The sequence below is a fragment of the Stomatobaculum sp. genome, from assembly GCF_057248925.1.
This window is the reverse complement of sequence record NZ_DBHIHF010000004.1, coordinates 28,181-44,662: the sequence shown is the minus strand read 5'-3', so window position 1 is coordinate 44,662 and position 16,482 is coordinate 28,181. Positions and strand designations below refer to the sequence as shown.

At 55.4% G+C, this 16,482-nt stretch carries 9 protein-coding genes; all 9 read right to left on the bottom strand.

The genetic code is table 11. The annotated features are described in order from the left end of the window. Positions 1–80 precede the first annotated feature (80 nt). The 9 genes from ACO4XG_RS02020 to ACO4XG_RS01980 all read right to left on the bottom strand — a co-directional run bounded on the left by ACO4XG_RS02020 (position 81) and on the right by ACO4XG_RS01980 (position 16,344). Positions 81–2,336 (bottom strand): M64 family metallopeptidase, encoded by a 2,256-nt coding sequence (locus ACO4XG_RS02020; RefSeq protein ID WP_308508430.1) that lies wholly within the window; start codon positions 2,334–2,336, stop codon positions 81–83. Between the two features lie 120 nt (positions 2,337–2,456). Continuing rightward, complete coding sequence (locus ACO4XG_RS02015) at positions 2,457–3,953, bottom strand: carboxypeptidase M32 (protein WP_308508429.1); 1,497 nt, start codon at positions 3,951–3,953, stop codon at positions 2,457–2,459. Positions 3,954–4,404: 451 nt separating this feature from the next. Further along, positions 4,405–5,925 carry a peptide MFS transporter gene (locus tag ACO4XG_RS02010; RefSeq protein WP_308508428.1) on the bottom strand — a complete coding sequence of 507 codons (1,521 nt, stop codon included), beginning with the start codon at positions 5,923–5,925 and terminating at the stop codon, positions 4,405–4,407. Between the two features lie 158 nt (positions 5,926–6,083). Continuing rightward, positions 6,084–7,628 (bottom strand): peptide MFS transporter, encoded by a 1,545-nt coding sequence (locus ACO4XG_RS02005; protein WP_308508427.1) that lies wholly within the window; start codon positions 7,626–7,628, stop codon positions 6,084–6,086. 280 nt (positions 7,629–7,908) lie between these two features. Then, on the bottom strand, positions 7,909–9,438 hold the full coding sequence (locus ACO4XG_RS02000) for a peptide MFS transporter (RefSeq protein ID WP_308508426.1): 1,530 nt from the start codon (positions 9,436–9,438) through the stop codon (positions 7,909–7,911). Between the two features lie 274 nt (positions 9,439–9,712). Then, positions 9,713–11,209: a peptide MFS transporter gene (locus ACO4XG_RS01995; protein WP_308508425.1), complete on the bottom strand. Its 1,497-nt coding sequence runs from the start codon at positions 11,207–11,209 to the stop codon at positions 9,713–9,715. Positions 11,210–11,340: 131 nt separating this feature from the next. Next, positions 11,341–12,873: a peptide MFS transporter gene (locus ACO4XG_RS01990; protein ID WP_308508424.1), complete on the bottom strand. Its 1,533-nt coding sequence runs from the start codon at positions 12,871–12,873 to the stop codon at positions 11,341–11,343. Positions 12,874–13,098: 225 nt separating this feature from the next. Next, complete coding sequence (locus tag ACO4XG_RS01985) at positions 13,099–14,628, bottom strand: peptide MFS transporter (protein ID WP_308508423.1); 1,530 nt, start codon at positions 14,626–14,628, stop codon at positions 13,099–13,101. 27 nt (positions 14,629–14,655) lie between these two features. After that, on the bottom strand, positions 14,656–16,344 hold the full coding sequence (locus ACO4XG_RS01980) for a M3 family oligoendopeptidase (protein WP_308508422.1): 1,689 nt from the start codon (positions 16,342–16,344) through the stop codon (positions 14,656–14,658). Positions 16,345–16,482 lie beyond the last annotated feature (138 nt).

The following is a 16,482-nucleotide window of genomic DNA, read 5'->3' as shown; positions in this document are numbered from 1 at the left end:
CGGAACGCAAAAGAGGACAGGAAATCGTTCCTGTCCTCTTTTCGTACATTCCGTTCTTTCTCACCGTTTTCCGTTTCCGCTTATTTGGACGTGCAGTTGCAGACGCGAATCTTGAATCTCGTCTCGTAGCGCGCGAGCGGCAGCGCATACTTCTGACCGTCGAGCTCCGCCGTGCAGGTGTCCTTGCCCTCATCGAGCACCAGCTCCGCAAAGGCGCGGTAGGTGCCGGGATCCTTCGGCGCTTCGCAGAGTTCCGCACCGCGCTCTCCGTTCTCCTCCGTGAAGTAGCGAATCCGATACGGCACGGCGACTTCTCTGCCGTTCACATAGGTGTGGAAGTGCGGCGTCAGGTCGACCGGCTCGCCGACGGCCGGGAAATCCTCCTTGTAAGCTTGACTCAGCACCGGTGCGTAGTCGTACTCCTCCCACTCGCGGTAGAGCGCCGATAAGAATTCCCGCCGCTGCACGGCTCTCTCCTCCTCCGTCACGGCGCGCACGCCCTCTGGCTTGCCGGACAGATAGTTTAAAAGCTCCATCGCCGCAAAGCGCATGCCCTTCTCATCGGTCGGCGCATAGACAATAAAGCGCTTGTTTGTGACCGTGGTGCCGGTCACATCGTAGACCCCGTTCACGAGCACAATGACCGCCTTATAGAACGAGGTCACGCCGTTGTTTGCCATATACATCGCGGCGCGGGTACCCGCCTCGGTCTGCACCAGCTTGTCCTCATCGCTGCGGCTCACATGATAATAGGTGTTGCTCGGCTCCTTGCCGATGTGTGTGCCCTCGGAGACCGCCTGCACCGTGTAGTAGTTAAAGTACAGATCCGCCTCCTTGTAGAGCGGCAGCGCGCGGAAGTATTCGACAAAGCGTCTCGCATCTTCCTCAAATTTGTCCAGTTCCTCCGCGCGGTAGCCCTCTCCCGTGAAGACGATGGTCTGGTTGTTGTAATAGGGCTGTGCGCCCGGATACTCGAGCGTGTTGTGGTCGGCAATGCAACTCGTGTGCAGCGAAATCTCAAATTCCCGACTCTTCCGGCTCACCAGGCGTCCGCTGCCTTTCTCCGTCGCCGTGACGGTCAGGGTATAGCGGCCCGGCAGCACCGGCGGCTCCTCGCTCTCGTAGAGATGCGTGATTTCCGCCGCATAGGGCATGGTGCCGCGGTAAGAATAGTGAAGGTCCGAGGGCGGCGCGTCGTGAAGCGTCGCCTTCACCACAATCGGCTTGCCGTCGCAGACTTTGTTCTCGACCGTGAGGTCAATGAGATCCGGCGGCTCGATTTCAAAGCTCGTCTCCAGCACAGCGTCACCGTAGACCGCATCGTGAGAAAGCTCTGCGCGCAGGCGGTAAGAGCCCGCAGTGTTCGGCTGCGCCGGGAGCGGCTTGCCGTCCGCATCGAAGAAACGTAAGGTCAGGCGGTCGCCGAGCTCGGTGCCGGTCTCCTTCTTCTCGCATCTCCGGACAATGACATACTGCCTCAAATCGAGCGGCTCTGCGCCCTCCCGCAGGGTGTCGGCGTACTGCTGCCAGAAAAGTTTCGTCACATTCGCATGGGCCGCAAACTGGTCGCGGAGTGCCTCCTTGCAGACCTCGCAGAAGGGGAACTGCCTGCCTAAATAGCGCATCTTGCAGTTCTGGTGCGGCTTATACCAGCCGTCGCCGCCGTTATCGTATTCGTAGACACCGATGCCGTTCTTTCCGATAAAGCGGCTCCAGCGCACCTTCTTCGGGTCCGACTCCGCCGACATGTTGACATACTCGCCGGCATAACTGTTGCCGGCAAAGTACTCGTCGGAAAGGATGCCGATGGTATGGCCGAGCTCATGGAGGAGCATCTCGAGCGACTCGTCGTTCCGGGAGACAATACTGATCTCGCCGCCCGAACCGCCGTAGACCTCGGAGTTCACCATGAGAATCGCGTAGTCCGTCGCCGGGAGCTTCTCTCGATAAATTTGACGAATCTTCTCCTGATCCTCCTCTTTGCACTCTACCAAGCGCTGCATGCCGAGGGTCCAGAAGGAAGCGTGGAAGGCGCTGTCACGGGTGTCCGCATCTGCCTCTGCCTGCGTCCGCGCATGGTCCGCGCGCACGCCGCTCTCATTCGAGTAGACGCCGATCGCATAGATTTTCACCGCGTCCGCATACTCATCCCAGGGGGAAGTTGCCATCATGTACTTCGCCATGCGCTTCGCCTCGGCGAAGAAAAGTTCCTGTTGACTCTCTGTAAATCCATCTCCAAAAAAGGTGAGAAGCAGCGCGTCCTTGTCGTTCAGCTCCGGCTGTCCGTACACCAGACGCGGTTCTCCGTTCAGAATTACCTGCCCAGCTTGATTCATAGAATGCCTCCTTTCGGTGGATGAGACGACGAATGAAAAAGTGCAGGGAATATGCCCTGCACTTTTTTAGATCCCGCAAAAGTGCTCCAATGTCAACGCATTGTCAAAAGCGCTTTTCGCTTACATCTTCGTAAACTTGCCTCTCAGATACTCGAGATAGTACTTCGTGTTGACATCCTCGCCGGTCGCCTTGATGATGGTCTCTCTCGTCGTATAGGTCTGGCCGTAGCTGTGGATGTGCTCCGCAAGCCAGCTGTTGATGTCGGAGATATCGCCCTTTGCGAGCTTCTTCCATGCATCCGGATGCGCTTTCAGAATGCTGTTGCGATACTGGCAGGAGTAGACAAGTCCCAGCGCATAGCCCTGGAAATAGCCGATGAAGCCCGTGCTCCAGTGAACATCCTGCAGAATGCCCTCGGAAGCGCTCTTCGGGGTCACGCCGAGGTACTCCTGATAGCGCGTGTTCCACGCCTCTTCCATATCGTCAATCGTGAGCTTGCCCGAGAAGTAGTCTCTCTCCATCTCATAGCGGAGAATCAGGTGTAACGGCACCGTGAGCTCGTCCGCCTGCATTCTGGACCAGCCCGGGTTCGGCTTGTTCAGTGCTCTGACAACCGTCTCGACCGGGATGTCGCGGAACTTCGGCACTTCCTTCTGGATTTCCGGATAGAAAGCGGTCCAGAACTCGAGTGAGCGGCCGACCTGATCCTCGTAGAACTTAGACTGGGACTCGTGCATGCTGCCGTCGATGCCGCCCCAGAGGCCCGCATCCACGACTTCCTGGGAGGAGCCGTAGTTGTAGATGCCGTGTCCGGTCTCGTGTGCCGCGCCGAGCAGGGTGTAGAACAGGTTTCTCGAGTAGTTGGTCGAAGGACGGGAATCTCTCGGGCCTGCGCAGACGCAGCTCGGATGCTCCTCTTCGTAGAGAATGCCCTGGTTCCAGTTGAAACCGTAGTAGTCCATGAGCTTTCTGACAATCTTCTCCTTCGTCGCTCTGTCGACATCGCAGTCGATGACGGAGGTGTCAATGCTGTCTCTGTAGCTCTCGGTCTTCTTCAGGAGCGAAACAATCTCGGGCTTCACTTCGCCGAAAATCTTGTCGATCTCATCGAGTCTCCAGTCCGGATCCCAGCAGTTCACGAGAACCTGGAACACCGACTCGTTCGGGTTAATCGCCTCTGCGACGCGCTTCTGTACCTCAAGCTGCTTCTGCAGATAGGGCTTGAAGCTCTGGAAGTCGTTGTTCTTCTTGCACTCGTGCCAAGCCTTTCTGCCGTCGTTGTTAATGCGGCCCAGCTCCTCGCCGAGCTCCAGCGGAATCAGCGTTGCGTTCTTGTAGCGGTCACTCAGGTAGCGCACCATGCCGCGGTCAATGTCGCTCTTATACTGGCTCTTATCGAAATCAGCGAAGTCTGCGACCAGCTGCTTCACTTCGTCGTTCTCGACCAGCTGCTGGCTGAGCTCGCTCAGATACATCTCAACATTGGTAGTCTGGTCGAAACCGGCCTCGGGACCTGCGTGCCACTGATCGCAGAACATGATGTTGTTCGCGGTCTCCAGCATGCGGAGTCTCACCATGATTTCGCGGATTCTCTTGATATTCGCATCGTAATTCATTGCTTTTTCCTCCTGTTGTGACTGTTGTATTCAGGATCAGCGTCTTCCGCTGAGGCTTACCGAAGTGAATCAAAACTGTCTCACTGCTTCTCCCGGAAACCCATGCCGATTGCAAGCTTCTTCGAGAGCCGGTAGTAGACGAGCACTGCCATCATGCCATCGTTCGCAATTGCGTTGGTCATGTAGCGGAAACTCGGACACCGATACCCCTCGGACGGCCGAGAAAACTTCGCTCCGCCCGGATTTTTGCCATCGCCTCCTGTTTCTGCGATTCTTCCATAAATCCTCTCCCAAAGGGTCTTATTTTTGCATAAAATGAATGCTGTAAGCACCTTTTTCGTCTATTATTCTAGCATAACAGCCAAGCAAATTCCACCCCGCCCCCTCTCAGCAGTCATTTCTTTTCGATATAACGGCGGCGCACCCTGCCATACAGGGTGCGCCGTCATACTCATTCGCTCGCCGTTTCCGCGCCGAGTCCCATGCCTCTTGCGAGCCGTCGGCTGAAGAGCAACACAAGCAGGCCAACCGCGACGACCGGAATGCCCATGCTCACAAAGTACGGAATCTCCGATCCTTCCTTGTAGAAGTTCGCGACCAGCGCGCAGAGACTTGCGCCGGTCGACTGACCCATGAACCAAATCGTCATCATCTGCGTCGAGAACGCGAGCGGCGCCACCGCGGTTGCCGCCGAAGTACCCGCCGGATAGCAGATGGCCTCACCGACCGTCATCACAACATAGAAGCCGACCAGCCAGAGCGGACTTGCCTTCATGCCCGGCGCATAAATCCGGAAAGGCGCAATCATGATCAGAATCGCAAGGCCGTAGCAGATGGTGCCGATGCCCATTTTGGCCGGTGTCGAGGGCTGTTTCTTGCCGAGCGCCGCCCAGAGCGTTGCCATGACCGTGCCGAGAATCACGGAGCAGACCGCCTGCAAGGTCTGGAAGGCCGCCGGGGTAATTTGGACACCGAAGAGATTCAGGTCAACCGAGGTCTCCGCGTAAATCGAGAGTATGGTCTGACCCTGGTAGCTGATGAGCAGCGTGAAGCAGTAAGCAATGAACATCGGGAGGAGGAAGAGAATATGCTGCTTCTCATCCGGTCTGGTCTTGGGGCTCGTGATCACATAAATGAAATAGACCACGGGCAGGAAGAGCGCAACCGAACTCACACTGTTCGCAAAGCGCGTAATGGTAAGGATTCCGCTGCTGAACAAGAGATAGAGCGTCACCGCCGTAATCACAACGCCGGCAATCAGAATGTAGATGGCACGCTTTCTCGCCGCTTCCGGCATCGGGTCGTCCGGCTCCTCGCCTATGGTGCCGAATACCCTGCGCTCCATGATGAGGTAAAAGGCGGAACCCACAATCGCCGCAGCTGCCGAGAGCGCAAACGCCGCGTGGTAGCCGAACATCAGAGCTACGGTTCCGCTGATACTCGGAATCGCCGCACCGATGTTCGAGATGACATAGACATACGAGAAAGCACCGTCGCGGCGCTCATCTCCCTTTGCATAGAGCTTGCCGGTCAGCGCCGTCATCGCCTGTCCCGCGACCATACTGCCAATCAGATGGATGCCCATCGCCGCCGCATACCCGATCAGGCCGGAGCCCGGAATCGCGAGAATAATGTAGGGAAGAGGGCCTATCGTGACGACGATGCGCAGGGACTTTCGAACGCCGAAGACACGGTCGGACATGTAGCTTCCGACCACGCCGCAGACGACAATCAACGCAAAATAGAGAGACAGAAGCTGCGCTGCCTCCGTCTTTTCGAGACCGAGGCCGCCCTTCGAGACCTCTGTGTAGAGGTAGTAAATCAGAACCGCCGTAAAACCGTAATACGCAAACGAACTGCACAGATTCTTGACACAGACCGTCAATAAGCCTTTCGGGTGCCCGAGAAAACTCTTGTCGCGGTAGAGCGCCTCATTCGGATCGCTGCCGCTGTTCATCGTGCCGCTTCCCATGATTTCTCCTCCTGTATTCTGTTGTTTTCTGCTGTTTTCCGTCAGCCTTCTGACAGAAAAAGGCGGCAATGCCAGCCGCCTTTTCCGATACTTTTCACTGTCGCTCTCTCCGGTTTGTTATCGCAAATTCCGATAACACACGGTTTGTTTCATTTTTGTTATGCCGCCTCGGCCTCTCCGCCTTCCGAGAGTCCCATGCCCTTTGCGAGACGCTTCTCAAAGAACAGGAGGATAAGGCCGGCAAGCGCCGTGCTGAGGCCGATGCCGAGGAAGTAAACGCCCTCCGAACCCTCGTGGTAGAAGTTCGAAACCAGGTTCGCGAGGTTTGCGCCCGCGGTGACCGAGAAGCCCCAGATGGTCATCATCTGCGTGGAGAACGCCGCCGGTGCGAGCTGGGAAGCTGCGGAAGTTCCCGCCGGATACGAAACCGCCTCACCGATGATCATGACAAAGTAGAAGGCGATCATCCAGAAGGGGCTCACCTTGACGCCCGGTGCATAAATCTGGAAGGGAATCACCATGATGAGGGCACCGAGACCGTAGCACATGGTTCCGAAGCCTGCCTTCCACGGGGTGGAGGGCTGTCTTCTGCCGAGCTTGCTCCAGAGACCGGTGCAGATGATGCCGATCACAATAGCCATAATCGCCTGAATCGTCATGAAGACGCTCGGCGGTGCCTGGAAACCGAAGAAATTCAGATTGACCGAGGTCTCCGCATAGATTGCGAGTATGGTTGCGGACTGATACCAGACCATCATCGAGAACGCGCCCGTGATGAACATCGGAATCAGATAGGGCAGGCGCTTCCGCTCGCTGTTGCTGGTCTTCTTACTTCTCAGCATGTAAACAAAGTAGATTGCCGGCAGGCAAAGGGTCACAACGCTGACAATGTTCGAGAAGCTCGAAATGGTCAGAATGTCATTCGTGAACAGGAGGAAGAGCAGACCGCCGAAGGCCAGAACGCCGAGCACAAGGCAGGTAATCGCCTTCTTCTTCTGTGCCGGGGGCAGCGGGTCGTCCGGCTCCATGCCGATGGGGCCGAAAGCACGCTTCTCGAGCGCCAGGTAGACCGCGCTTCCCAGGGCACCGACAATGCCGAGGATGAAGAAGGTCTTCTGATAGCCGACCACCAGGGCAATGGAACCGATGACCACCGGGAACATAGCGCCGATGTTCGAGAGCACATACTGAATCGAGAACGCACCGTCTCGCCTCTTATCTCCCTGGGCATAGAGCTTGCCGAGCAGCGAGTACATGGAGCTGCCGGCGACCATGCTGTTCAGATAGCCGATGCAGCAGTAGAGAACCACGCCGACAATGCCGAGCCTCGGGATTGCGAGCGAAAAATAGAAGAACGGTCCGGTGATGGTACAAAAACGATAGGCCCTTCGATTTCCGAAGACGCGGTCCGCCATGAAGGAACCGACAATCGAGAAGATGGAGGCCAGTGCCGCATCCAGGGTGATAATCTGCGATGCCTGCACCTTCGTGAGTCCGACACCTGCCGGTGCCGCCGCATAGAGGTAATAAATAAAGATGGCTGTCATACCGTAGCCGGTAATCTGGCCCATCATAAACTTGAAGTTCATGACGCCGACGCCAAAGGGATGGCCGATGAAACAGGTTTCATTTTGCAGCTTCTTGATTTGTTCCTGCCGCTCTCTCTCCTTTTCATCGAGCACTGCTGTTGCAACTGCTTCCATAACAAGAACCTCCTATCGAAATGAAAAAGTTACTTCAACAAGCGAATAAGAAACAGACCTCCTTTCCCATCCGATTTTCATCAGCGAAATTGCCGTTGATCTCTTTTTTGGTTCCATGCAACTGGTAATAATTACCTCTCTCTACCCATATTGTAGCACTCTATTGTTTAAAATCAAGGATATTTATCTTATATCTCCCCATATATTTGTCTATAAAATAACAATTCTAAAAAAAGAATAACCCCATACCGTCATTTCGACGATATGGGGTAGATAAGGCTTATGCCGCTTCCGGATTCTCGTTGAGACCCATGCCCTTCGCAAAGCGCTTGGAGAAGATGACCAGAACGAGGCCGACCAGGAGGGTGCTGCCGCCGATGCCGAGGAAGTAGAGGCTCTCCGAACCCTCGTGATAGAAGTTCGAAGCCAAGGTCGAGAGATTTGCTCCCGCTGTGCCGGAGAAGCCCCAGACCGTCATCATCTGCGTCGAGAACGCGACCGGCGCGAGCGCCGAAGCTGCCGCGTTGCCCGACGGATACGAAATCGCCTCACCGATGATTACGATGAGATAAAAACCGACCAGCCAGAACGGATTTACCTTGACGCCGGGCGCATAGAGCTGGAAGGGAAGTATCATGAGCAGCGGACCGAGGCCGTAGCACATGGTTCCGAAGCCCATCTTCCAGGCAGCCGAGGGCTGGTGTCTGCCCATCTTGCTCCAGATACCTGCGCAGAGCGTACCGATTGCAATGGCAAAGATGGCCTGCAGGGTCATGTAGATACTCGGGGCCACGCGATGTCCGAAGAACACCAGATTCACGCTGGTCTCCGCATAAATCGAAAGTATCGTGGTCGCCTGATACCAGACCATCATGGCGAACGCACTCGAGATGTACATGGGAATCAGATAGGGCAGACGCTTTCTCTCCGTATCGCTCGTCTTTTTGCTTCTCAGGATATAGACAAAGTAGATGACCGGAAGAATGAGCGTAAACACGCTTACGATGTTTGCAAAGCTCGTAATTGTGAGGAGCTTGAAGTCAAAGAGCAGGAAGAGAATGCCGCCGAACGCGATAAAAAAAGCAATGAGAAGGGCAACCGCCTTCTTTCTCTGTGCGGGCGGCAGCGGATCGTCCGGTTCCATGCCGAGCGGGCCGAAGGCGCGCTTTTCAAGTATCAGGTAAACGATACTTCCGAGAGCGCCGATCACACCGAGGATGAAGAAGGTGACCTGATAGCCCGCGACCAGGGCAATGCCGCCGATCACAACCGGGCACATGGAGCCGATATTCGAGAGCACATAGATGACCGAGAACGCACCGTCTCTTCTCTTATCGCCCTGGGCATAGAGTTTGCCGAGAAGGGAGTAGAGAGAGCTTCCCGCGACCGCACTGTTCACATAGCCGACGACACAGTAGAGTATCAGGCCGAGCATACCGACGTTCGGAATCGCAAAGGAAAAATAGTACATGGGCGCCGTAATTGCACAGAAGCGATAGGCTCGCCTGTTTCCGAAGACGCGGTCCGCCATGTAGGAACCGATGACGCCGAAGATGGAGCCGAGCGCAATGTCGAGGGTGATGAACTGCGAAGCCTCGAGCTGGGTGAGGCCCAGTCCCTTCGGCGTAGCCGCATAGAGATAATAGATGAAAATCGCGCTGAAGCCGTAGCTTGTGACGCTGCCCATCATATACTTGAAACTGACAATACCGACACCAAAGGGATGGCCGATAAAGCAGGTCTCGTTTTGCAGTTTTTTGATTTCTTCCTGCCGTGCCCTGTCTTTCTCTGCCGTTGCAAGCGCTTCCATACCGAAAACCTCCTGTTCAAAGTTGAATCAATGCCGAACAAAACGCCCGTGAAAAACGAACCTCCTCTCCTCCTTGATGCGCGCCCGGTTTTATGCATAATCCGTGCTGTTTTGCATAAGCGTATCATATCTTTCAGCATTTACAAGTACAACCCCGGCTTTATTTACAGATTTTTGTGTACTATTCCCGAAATATAAAAAAAGAATGTCCGCACACCGGCATTTCGCCGGTGTGCGGACATTCTTACTCTTGTATCTTACTTTGCGGACAGGCTCAGTCCTTCTTGTCGATGCCCATGCCGTGTGCCAGAGGCTTCTGCAGTACCAGGATAATCACAGCTGCCGAGACAACTGCGACACCGATGACCAGGAAATACATGGACTCACTGCCCTCTTTGTAGAAGTTCGCAGCAAGCGCCGAGAGGCTGGCACCGGTCGACTGTCCCATGGACCAGATGGTGAGCATCTGCGTTGCGAAGGCCGCCGGTGCGACGATGGTCGCCGCAGAGGTTCCCGCGGACCAGCAGATTGCCTCGCCGACGGTGTAGACCGCGTAGAAGCTGATGAGCCAGAGTGGACTAGCCTTTTCACCCGGTGCGTAAATCTGGAAGGGCAGGACCATAATCAAAATCGAAATGCCGTAGCAAAGCGTGCCGATGCCCATCTTGCCCGGGGTGGTGGGCTGCTTCTTGCCGAGCTTTGTCCAGAGACCCGTAATCAGAGATCCGAAGAGGATAGAGAAAATCGACTGCAGGGTCACGAAGGAAGCCGGGGTGATCTCCTTGCCGAAGAAGTTCATGTTCACCGAAGTCTCCGCATAGATGCTGAGCACGGTGTTACCCTGGTAAGAGACCAGGTTCGTGAAGCAGTAGGCAATGAAAATCGGAATAATAAAGAGCACGCGGCGCTTCTCTTCCGGCTTGGTTTTCGGACTCGAAATCACGTAAACCAGGTAAATGGCCGGCAGGAAAACCGCGACGGAGCTCACCGTATTTGCAAACTGCTTGATGGTGATGATGCGGTTGCTGAAGAGATAGGTGAGTATCGCCGCGATGATTGCGACGATGCCGGCAAGCACAAAGACCGCCTTCTTTCTAGTCGCCTCCGGGAACGGATCTGCCGGCTCCTCTGCGATGCTGCCGAACACGCGGCGCTCCGTCGAGAGGAAAATCGTGGAACCGACCACAGATGCCGCCGCGCAGAGCGCGAATGCAGCGTGGTAGCTAAACATGAGCGCAATGGTTCCGGTCACGGCCGGAATTGCGGAGCCGATGTTTGCAATGATGTAGATGTACGCGAAGGCGCTGTCTCGCCTCGCATCGCCCTGCTGATAGAGCTTTGCGGTCAGGGTGTTCATGGACTGGCCCGCAATCATGCTGTTGCAGAGCAACAGGCCGGTTGCCGCCGCGTAGCCGATGACACCGGAACCCGGAATCGCAAGTATCATGTAGGGAATCGGCGCTATTATATTCATGATGCGCAGGGCCTTCCGGACACCGAAGACACGGTCCGCCATGTAGGAGCCGACCACACCGCAGATAACCACGAGCGCAAAGTAGAGCGACAGGAGCTGTGCCGCCTCGGTCTTATCGAAGCCCAGGCCAACCGGCGCTTCTTTGTAGAGATAGTAAATCAGGATTGCCGTAAAACCGTAGTAGGAAAAGGAGTTACACAAATACCGCAGACAGATTGTGAGCAAGCCTTTCGGATGCCCGAGGAAGCTTCGATCCCTGTAAATAGCCTCATTGTCAAGTGCCGGTTTCCCTGCCATGACGCGCTCCTTTCTGTAAAAAAGAACGCTGCCGGGCCTGTCCCAAAGGGGGGACAGGCCCGACAGCGCAAGCCACATTGTGAATGTGCCAAAGCCTAAAACACCGTTTATTGTTTCGTCACCGCTGTTTTTTATGCCGCCTGGTTCGAGAGACCCATCTCTTTTGCGAGCTTCTTCGAGATGAGAACGATGACAAGGCCGACCAGCAATGTGCTGCCGCCGATGAGCAGGAAGTAGATCGTCTCGCTGCCTTCCTTGTAGAAGTTCGAAGCGAGGTTCGAAAGGCTTGCGCCTGCGGTCATCGACATGCTCCAGGTCTGCATCATCTGCGTCGCGAAAGCTGCCGGTGCGAGTGCCGAAGCCGATGCGCTACCAGCCGGATAGGAGATTCCCTCACCGATGATAACGACCATGTAGAATGCAACCAGCCAGAACGGGCTGACCTTCACGCCCGGTGCATAGAGCTGGAACGGAAGAATCATGATCAGGGTGCCGACACCGTAGAGCATGGTACCGAAGCCCATCTTCCACGGCGTGGACGGCTGCTTGTCACCGAGCTTACTCCAGAGACCGGTGATGAAGGAACCGAAGACAATCGCCATGATAGCCTGGAGCGTCATGTAGATGGTCGGGGAGACCTCGTGGCCGAAGAAGTTGAGGTCAACGCTGGTCTCCGCATAGATTGCGAGAATCGTGGTAGCCTGATACCAGACCATCATTGCGAAGGAGCTTGCGATGAACATCGGGATGATGAAGAGGAGCTTATGCGCCTCTTCTCTCGTGGTCTTCTTGCTCTTGTACATGAAGACAAAATAAGCAGCCGGCAGGAACAGGGTCAGGGTGCTGACCGTGTTCGAGAAGTTTGCAATCGTTGCGACGCCGCTCAGGAACAGCGCAGCCAGAATACCGCAGAACACCAGGGTTCCGACAATCAGGTAGATGATAGCTTTCTTTCTCTCGGCCGGCGGAAGCGGATCGTCCGGCTCCATGCCGATCGGGCCGAAGGCTCTCTTCTCAAAAATGAGATAGATAAGGGAGCCGAGTGCACCGAGAATACCGAGCACAAAGAAGGTGAAGTGATAGCCTGCAACCTTTGCGAGCGTACCTGCGACGACCGGCGACATAGCACCGATGTTCGAGAGCACGTAGGTGATTGCGAACGCACCGTCACGTCTCTTATCGCCCTTTGCGTAGAGCTTGCCCATCAGCGTGTAGAGCGAGCTTCCGCAGATCATTGCGTTGACGTTTCCGAGTGCATACTGCAGGATAACACCTGTCATGCCGAGACCCGGAATTGCAAGCAGGAAATACAGGAACGGTCCGGTAAAGCAGACGAAGCGGTAAGCTTTTCTGTTACCGAAAACGCGGTCCGACATGTAGGAACCGATGACGCTGAAGATCGAACCGAGTGCCGAGTTCAGGGTGATCATCTGCGACGCCTGAATTTTCGTGAGGCCGAGGCCTTCCGGCGATGTTGCGTAGAAATAGTAAATCAGAATTGCGCTCATACCGTAGCTCGTGAGCGAGGTCATGAAGAACTTAAAGCTCACAATTCCGATACCAAACGGATGCCCGATGAAGCAATGCTCACTCTGAATCTTATCGATCTGAGCCTGCTCCTCCTTTCTCTTTGCATCCAGCTCTGTGTTTACAGCTGCTTCCATAAAATCCTCCTGTCTGAATTAAAACGGTAATTCTGATAGAAAAACAAAAGTAACTGCAAGTATTACTTGCTCCCCCTCCTAGTTACTCCCTGTCATTTTACGGACAGAACCGAGCTCGCACCTCGCTGCCCCACAGGGTTATCTGCCTTGTTCCTCCTCTCTCGAAATATCATATCGCAGGCAGAGAGCGCCGTAGCGCCCTCCGGGCTGCGGATACTGTAAGCTTTAGTTCTCGCCTTCGCGGACAGCGTTGATGCCCATCCCCTTGGCGAGCTTCTTGCTGAAAATCACGACAATCGCACCGCAGAGCGTCACTGCCGCGCCGATGGCGAGGAAGTAGAGGCTCTCGGAACCCTCGCGGTAAAAGTTTACCACGAGCGAACTCAGGCTCGCGCCAGTCGACTGTCCCATGGCCCAGACTGTCATCATCTGCGTAGAGAACGCAGCCGGTGCCACATGCGACGCCGCCGACTCACCGGCCGGGGTCACAATCGCCTCACCGATGGTCATAATCGCGAAGAAGACAACCAGCCACATGGGGCTCACCTTGACATCCGGCGGGAACAGCTTGAACGGAATAATCATGAAGAGAATCGAAATGCCGTAGAGCGCCGTGCCGATGCCCATCTTCGCGGGTGTGGACGGCTGCTTCTTACCGAGCTTTCCCCAGATTCCGGTCAGAACCGCACCGAAGATGACGGCGAAGAACGCATTGAGTGTCCAGTACGCCGCCGGGGTGATTTCAAAACCGAAGAGGTTGCGGTTTACGTTAGTTTCCGCATAAATTGCGAGCACCGTGGTCGCCTGATAGTTCACAAGTAACGTAAAACTAACCGCAATAAACATCGGAATGATGTAAACCAGACGAGCCCGTTCCTCTTTCGTAGTCTTTGAGCTCAACATAATATACAACAAATACGCCACGGGCGCAACCACACCTACACTACTTACCGCATTCGCAAACTGGGTGATGGTGATAATGCGATTTGTGAACAGAAAGCTGAGCAGAGCTGCGACCACCGCGACGCCCGCAATCAGCTTCAGAACCGCCGTGCGACGCTCTGCCGGCGGCAGCGGATCATCCGGCTCGGTGCCGATGATGCCGAAAGATTTCTTTTCGCTCACCACGAAGAAAATCGAACCGATCAGCGAGAAGACCGCGCAGGCGAGGAAAGCGGTGTGATAGCCTGCGACCAGCGCAATGGTTCCGGTGATACCCGGGACGCAGGCGCCGATGTTCGAAATGACATAGGTAATTGCAAACGCACTGTCTTTTCTCGTGTCGCCCTTTTTGTAGAGCTTCGCGGTCAGCGCATCCATGCTGCGGCCGCCGAGCATGCTCGAGAAGAGCATCATGCCCTGTGCGCCCGCATAGCCCACAATGCCGAGGCCCGGAATTGCGAGCAGCAGATAGGCAATCGGCATCACGATGCAGGTGAGTCGGATAGCCATACGCGGTCCGAAGACGCGGTCTGCCATATAGGAGCCGATGACACCGCAGATAATGACCAGTGCATAGTAAAGCGAGAGGAGCTGGGAAGCCTCTGTCTTCGTGAGACCGAGGCCCGCCGGAAGTGCCGCGTACAGATAGTAAATCAGAATCGAGGTGAGGCCGTAATACGAAAACGAATTGCACATGAACTTGAGACCGATTGTGAGGACACCGACCGGGTGTCCCACGAATCTCTTGTCCGCCTGAATCTTTTCAATTTCGAGCTGTTTCTCTTCTGCTGTCAGTACTTTGCTGTCCTGCATTTTTCAAGTTCCCCCTGCGTCCTTTTCTCAGACCTGATGCTCCTTGCACCAAGTTGCCAGCGTGTCGGCAATCTCCTTCATGCTGCCCTCGCCGAACGGGTTCCGGAAACCGGCCTGCTGCAAGAGGTCGGAATAGGTCTCGCCGCCGCCCTTCTTCACGAGCTCCACGTAGCGCTTCCATGCTTCCTTCGGGTCCTTTAAGTGGAGCGCAAAGAACTGGAGCGCCGCGGTTCTCGCGAGGCAGTAGTCGATGAAATAGAACGGGAACTCATAGATGTGCTTCTGTTTCTGCCAAGCGCCGCCGTCCGCATAGAACGGAAGGCCGTCGTTGTCAATCCACGGGCGGTACTTCTTGTCGAGGTCAAGCCAGACCTGATTCCGCTCCGCGGGCGTGAGCTCCGGCTTCTGGTAGACAATGTGCTGGAACTCATCGACCTGGCAGCCGTAGCAGGTTGCGAGCATCGCATCCTCCGCATGCTGTAACTGGTACTTCGCCGTGTCCTTGCCGAAGAACAGGTGATGGAAGGGCGAGGTCAGGAACTCCATCGAAGTCGAGTGAATCTCGCAGGTCTCCATGGCAGGCTCAACGAGCTCCAGGATGAGGCCCATCTTGTTGCCGACATAGGCCTGGAACGCATGGCCCATCTCGTGGGTAATGGTCTCGACGTCAAAGGCGCTGCCGTTCCAGTTTGCGAAGACGAAGGGACCGTAATCGGTCACATTGTACATGTACGCGCCGAGGAGCTTGCCCGGTCTCGTGAGGACATCAAAGCTCTCGTTTTCAAACATCCAGTCGATGAACTCGGCGGTCTCGGGGCTCAGCTCGTCGTACATCTTCTTGCACATGCCGAGCATATAGTCGGTGTTGCCCGCCGGCTCCGGGTTGCCGTCCTTAAAGCAGATGTCGAGGTCGTAGAGCTTCGGATTCTCGATGCCGACGCGCTTCATGCGGAGCTCCATGAGCTGCTTTGCGACCGGAACAATATCGCGTGCCACCTGCTCTCTGTAGTTCTCGATGTCCTTCATGTCATAGCCGATGCGGCCCATGCGGAGGTAGGAGAGCTCGGAGTAATCGCGGAAACCCATGCGGCGTGCCTGCTCGTTGCGGTTTTTGATCATGCGGCTGAAAATATCATCGAGCTGCTTATGGTGCGCGTCAAACCACTTGCCGTCGGTCTCGCGCGCCGCGCGGCGGGTTGCCGCGTCCTTGCCGTCCATCATATAGACCGCGAGCTGCGGAAGCGTGACCTGCTTGCCCTGAAAGTCGACCATGTAGCTCGCATAGAGCTTGTCGTACTCACCGACAAGTGCGTTGTCCTCGCGCTGGAGATCAATGACGCTCTCGTCCGCGGCATTCAGCGCGACCTGCATCTTCTCCAGAATAATCTTGCCGAACTTATCGGCGAGAACCTGCTTCTTCGGGTGCTCGAGGAGCGCCTTGTAGAGCTGATTCATCGTGTTGTAATACTCCGGCGAAACGCTGTCAAAGTAAGCCTTCTCGCCCGCATAAAACTCGTCTTTGACGTTCATGGTATTGCGGATATAGACGGTTCTGTCCGGGAGATTATACTCTCTGCCGAGGCGCTGGTGTGCCTCCCAGATATCCAGAATCTCCTCTTCGGTCTCCGCCTTTTCGGTTCTCTCGACGAGCTCCCTGTAGTCCTTTTGAATGCGCGCGACATCCGGACGGCGATATTCAAGTTCGCTGAATTTCATGCCACTTCTCCTTCCATAAACTGTCTGAAGATTCCCACATTGCTGATGACATCCTTACGCCCTCCGGCCTTTTTCTCATTTTTATACAATGGCACGCAAAATAAGGCTGTAAGATTTAGGCATATTATAGCATTCTTC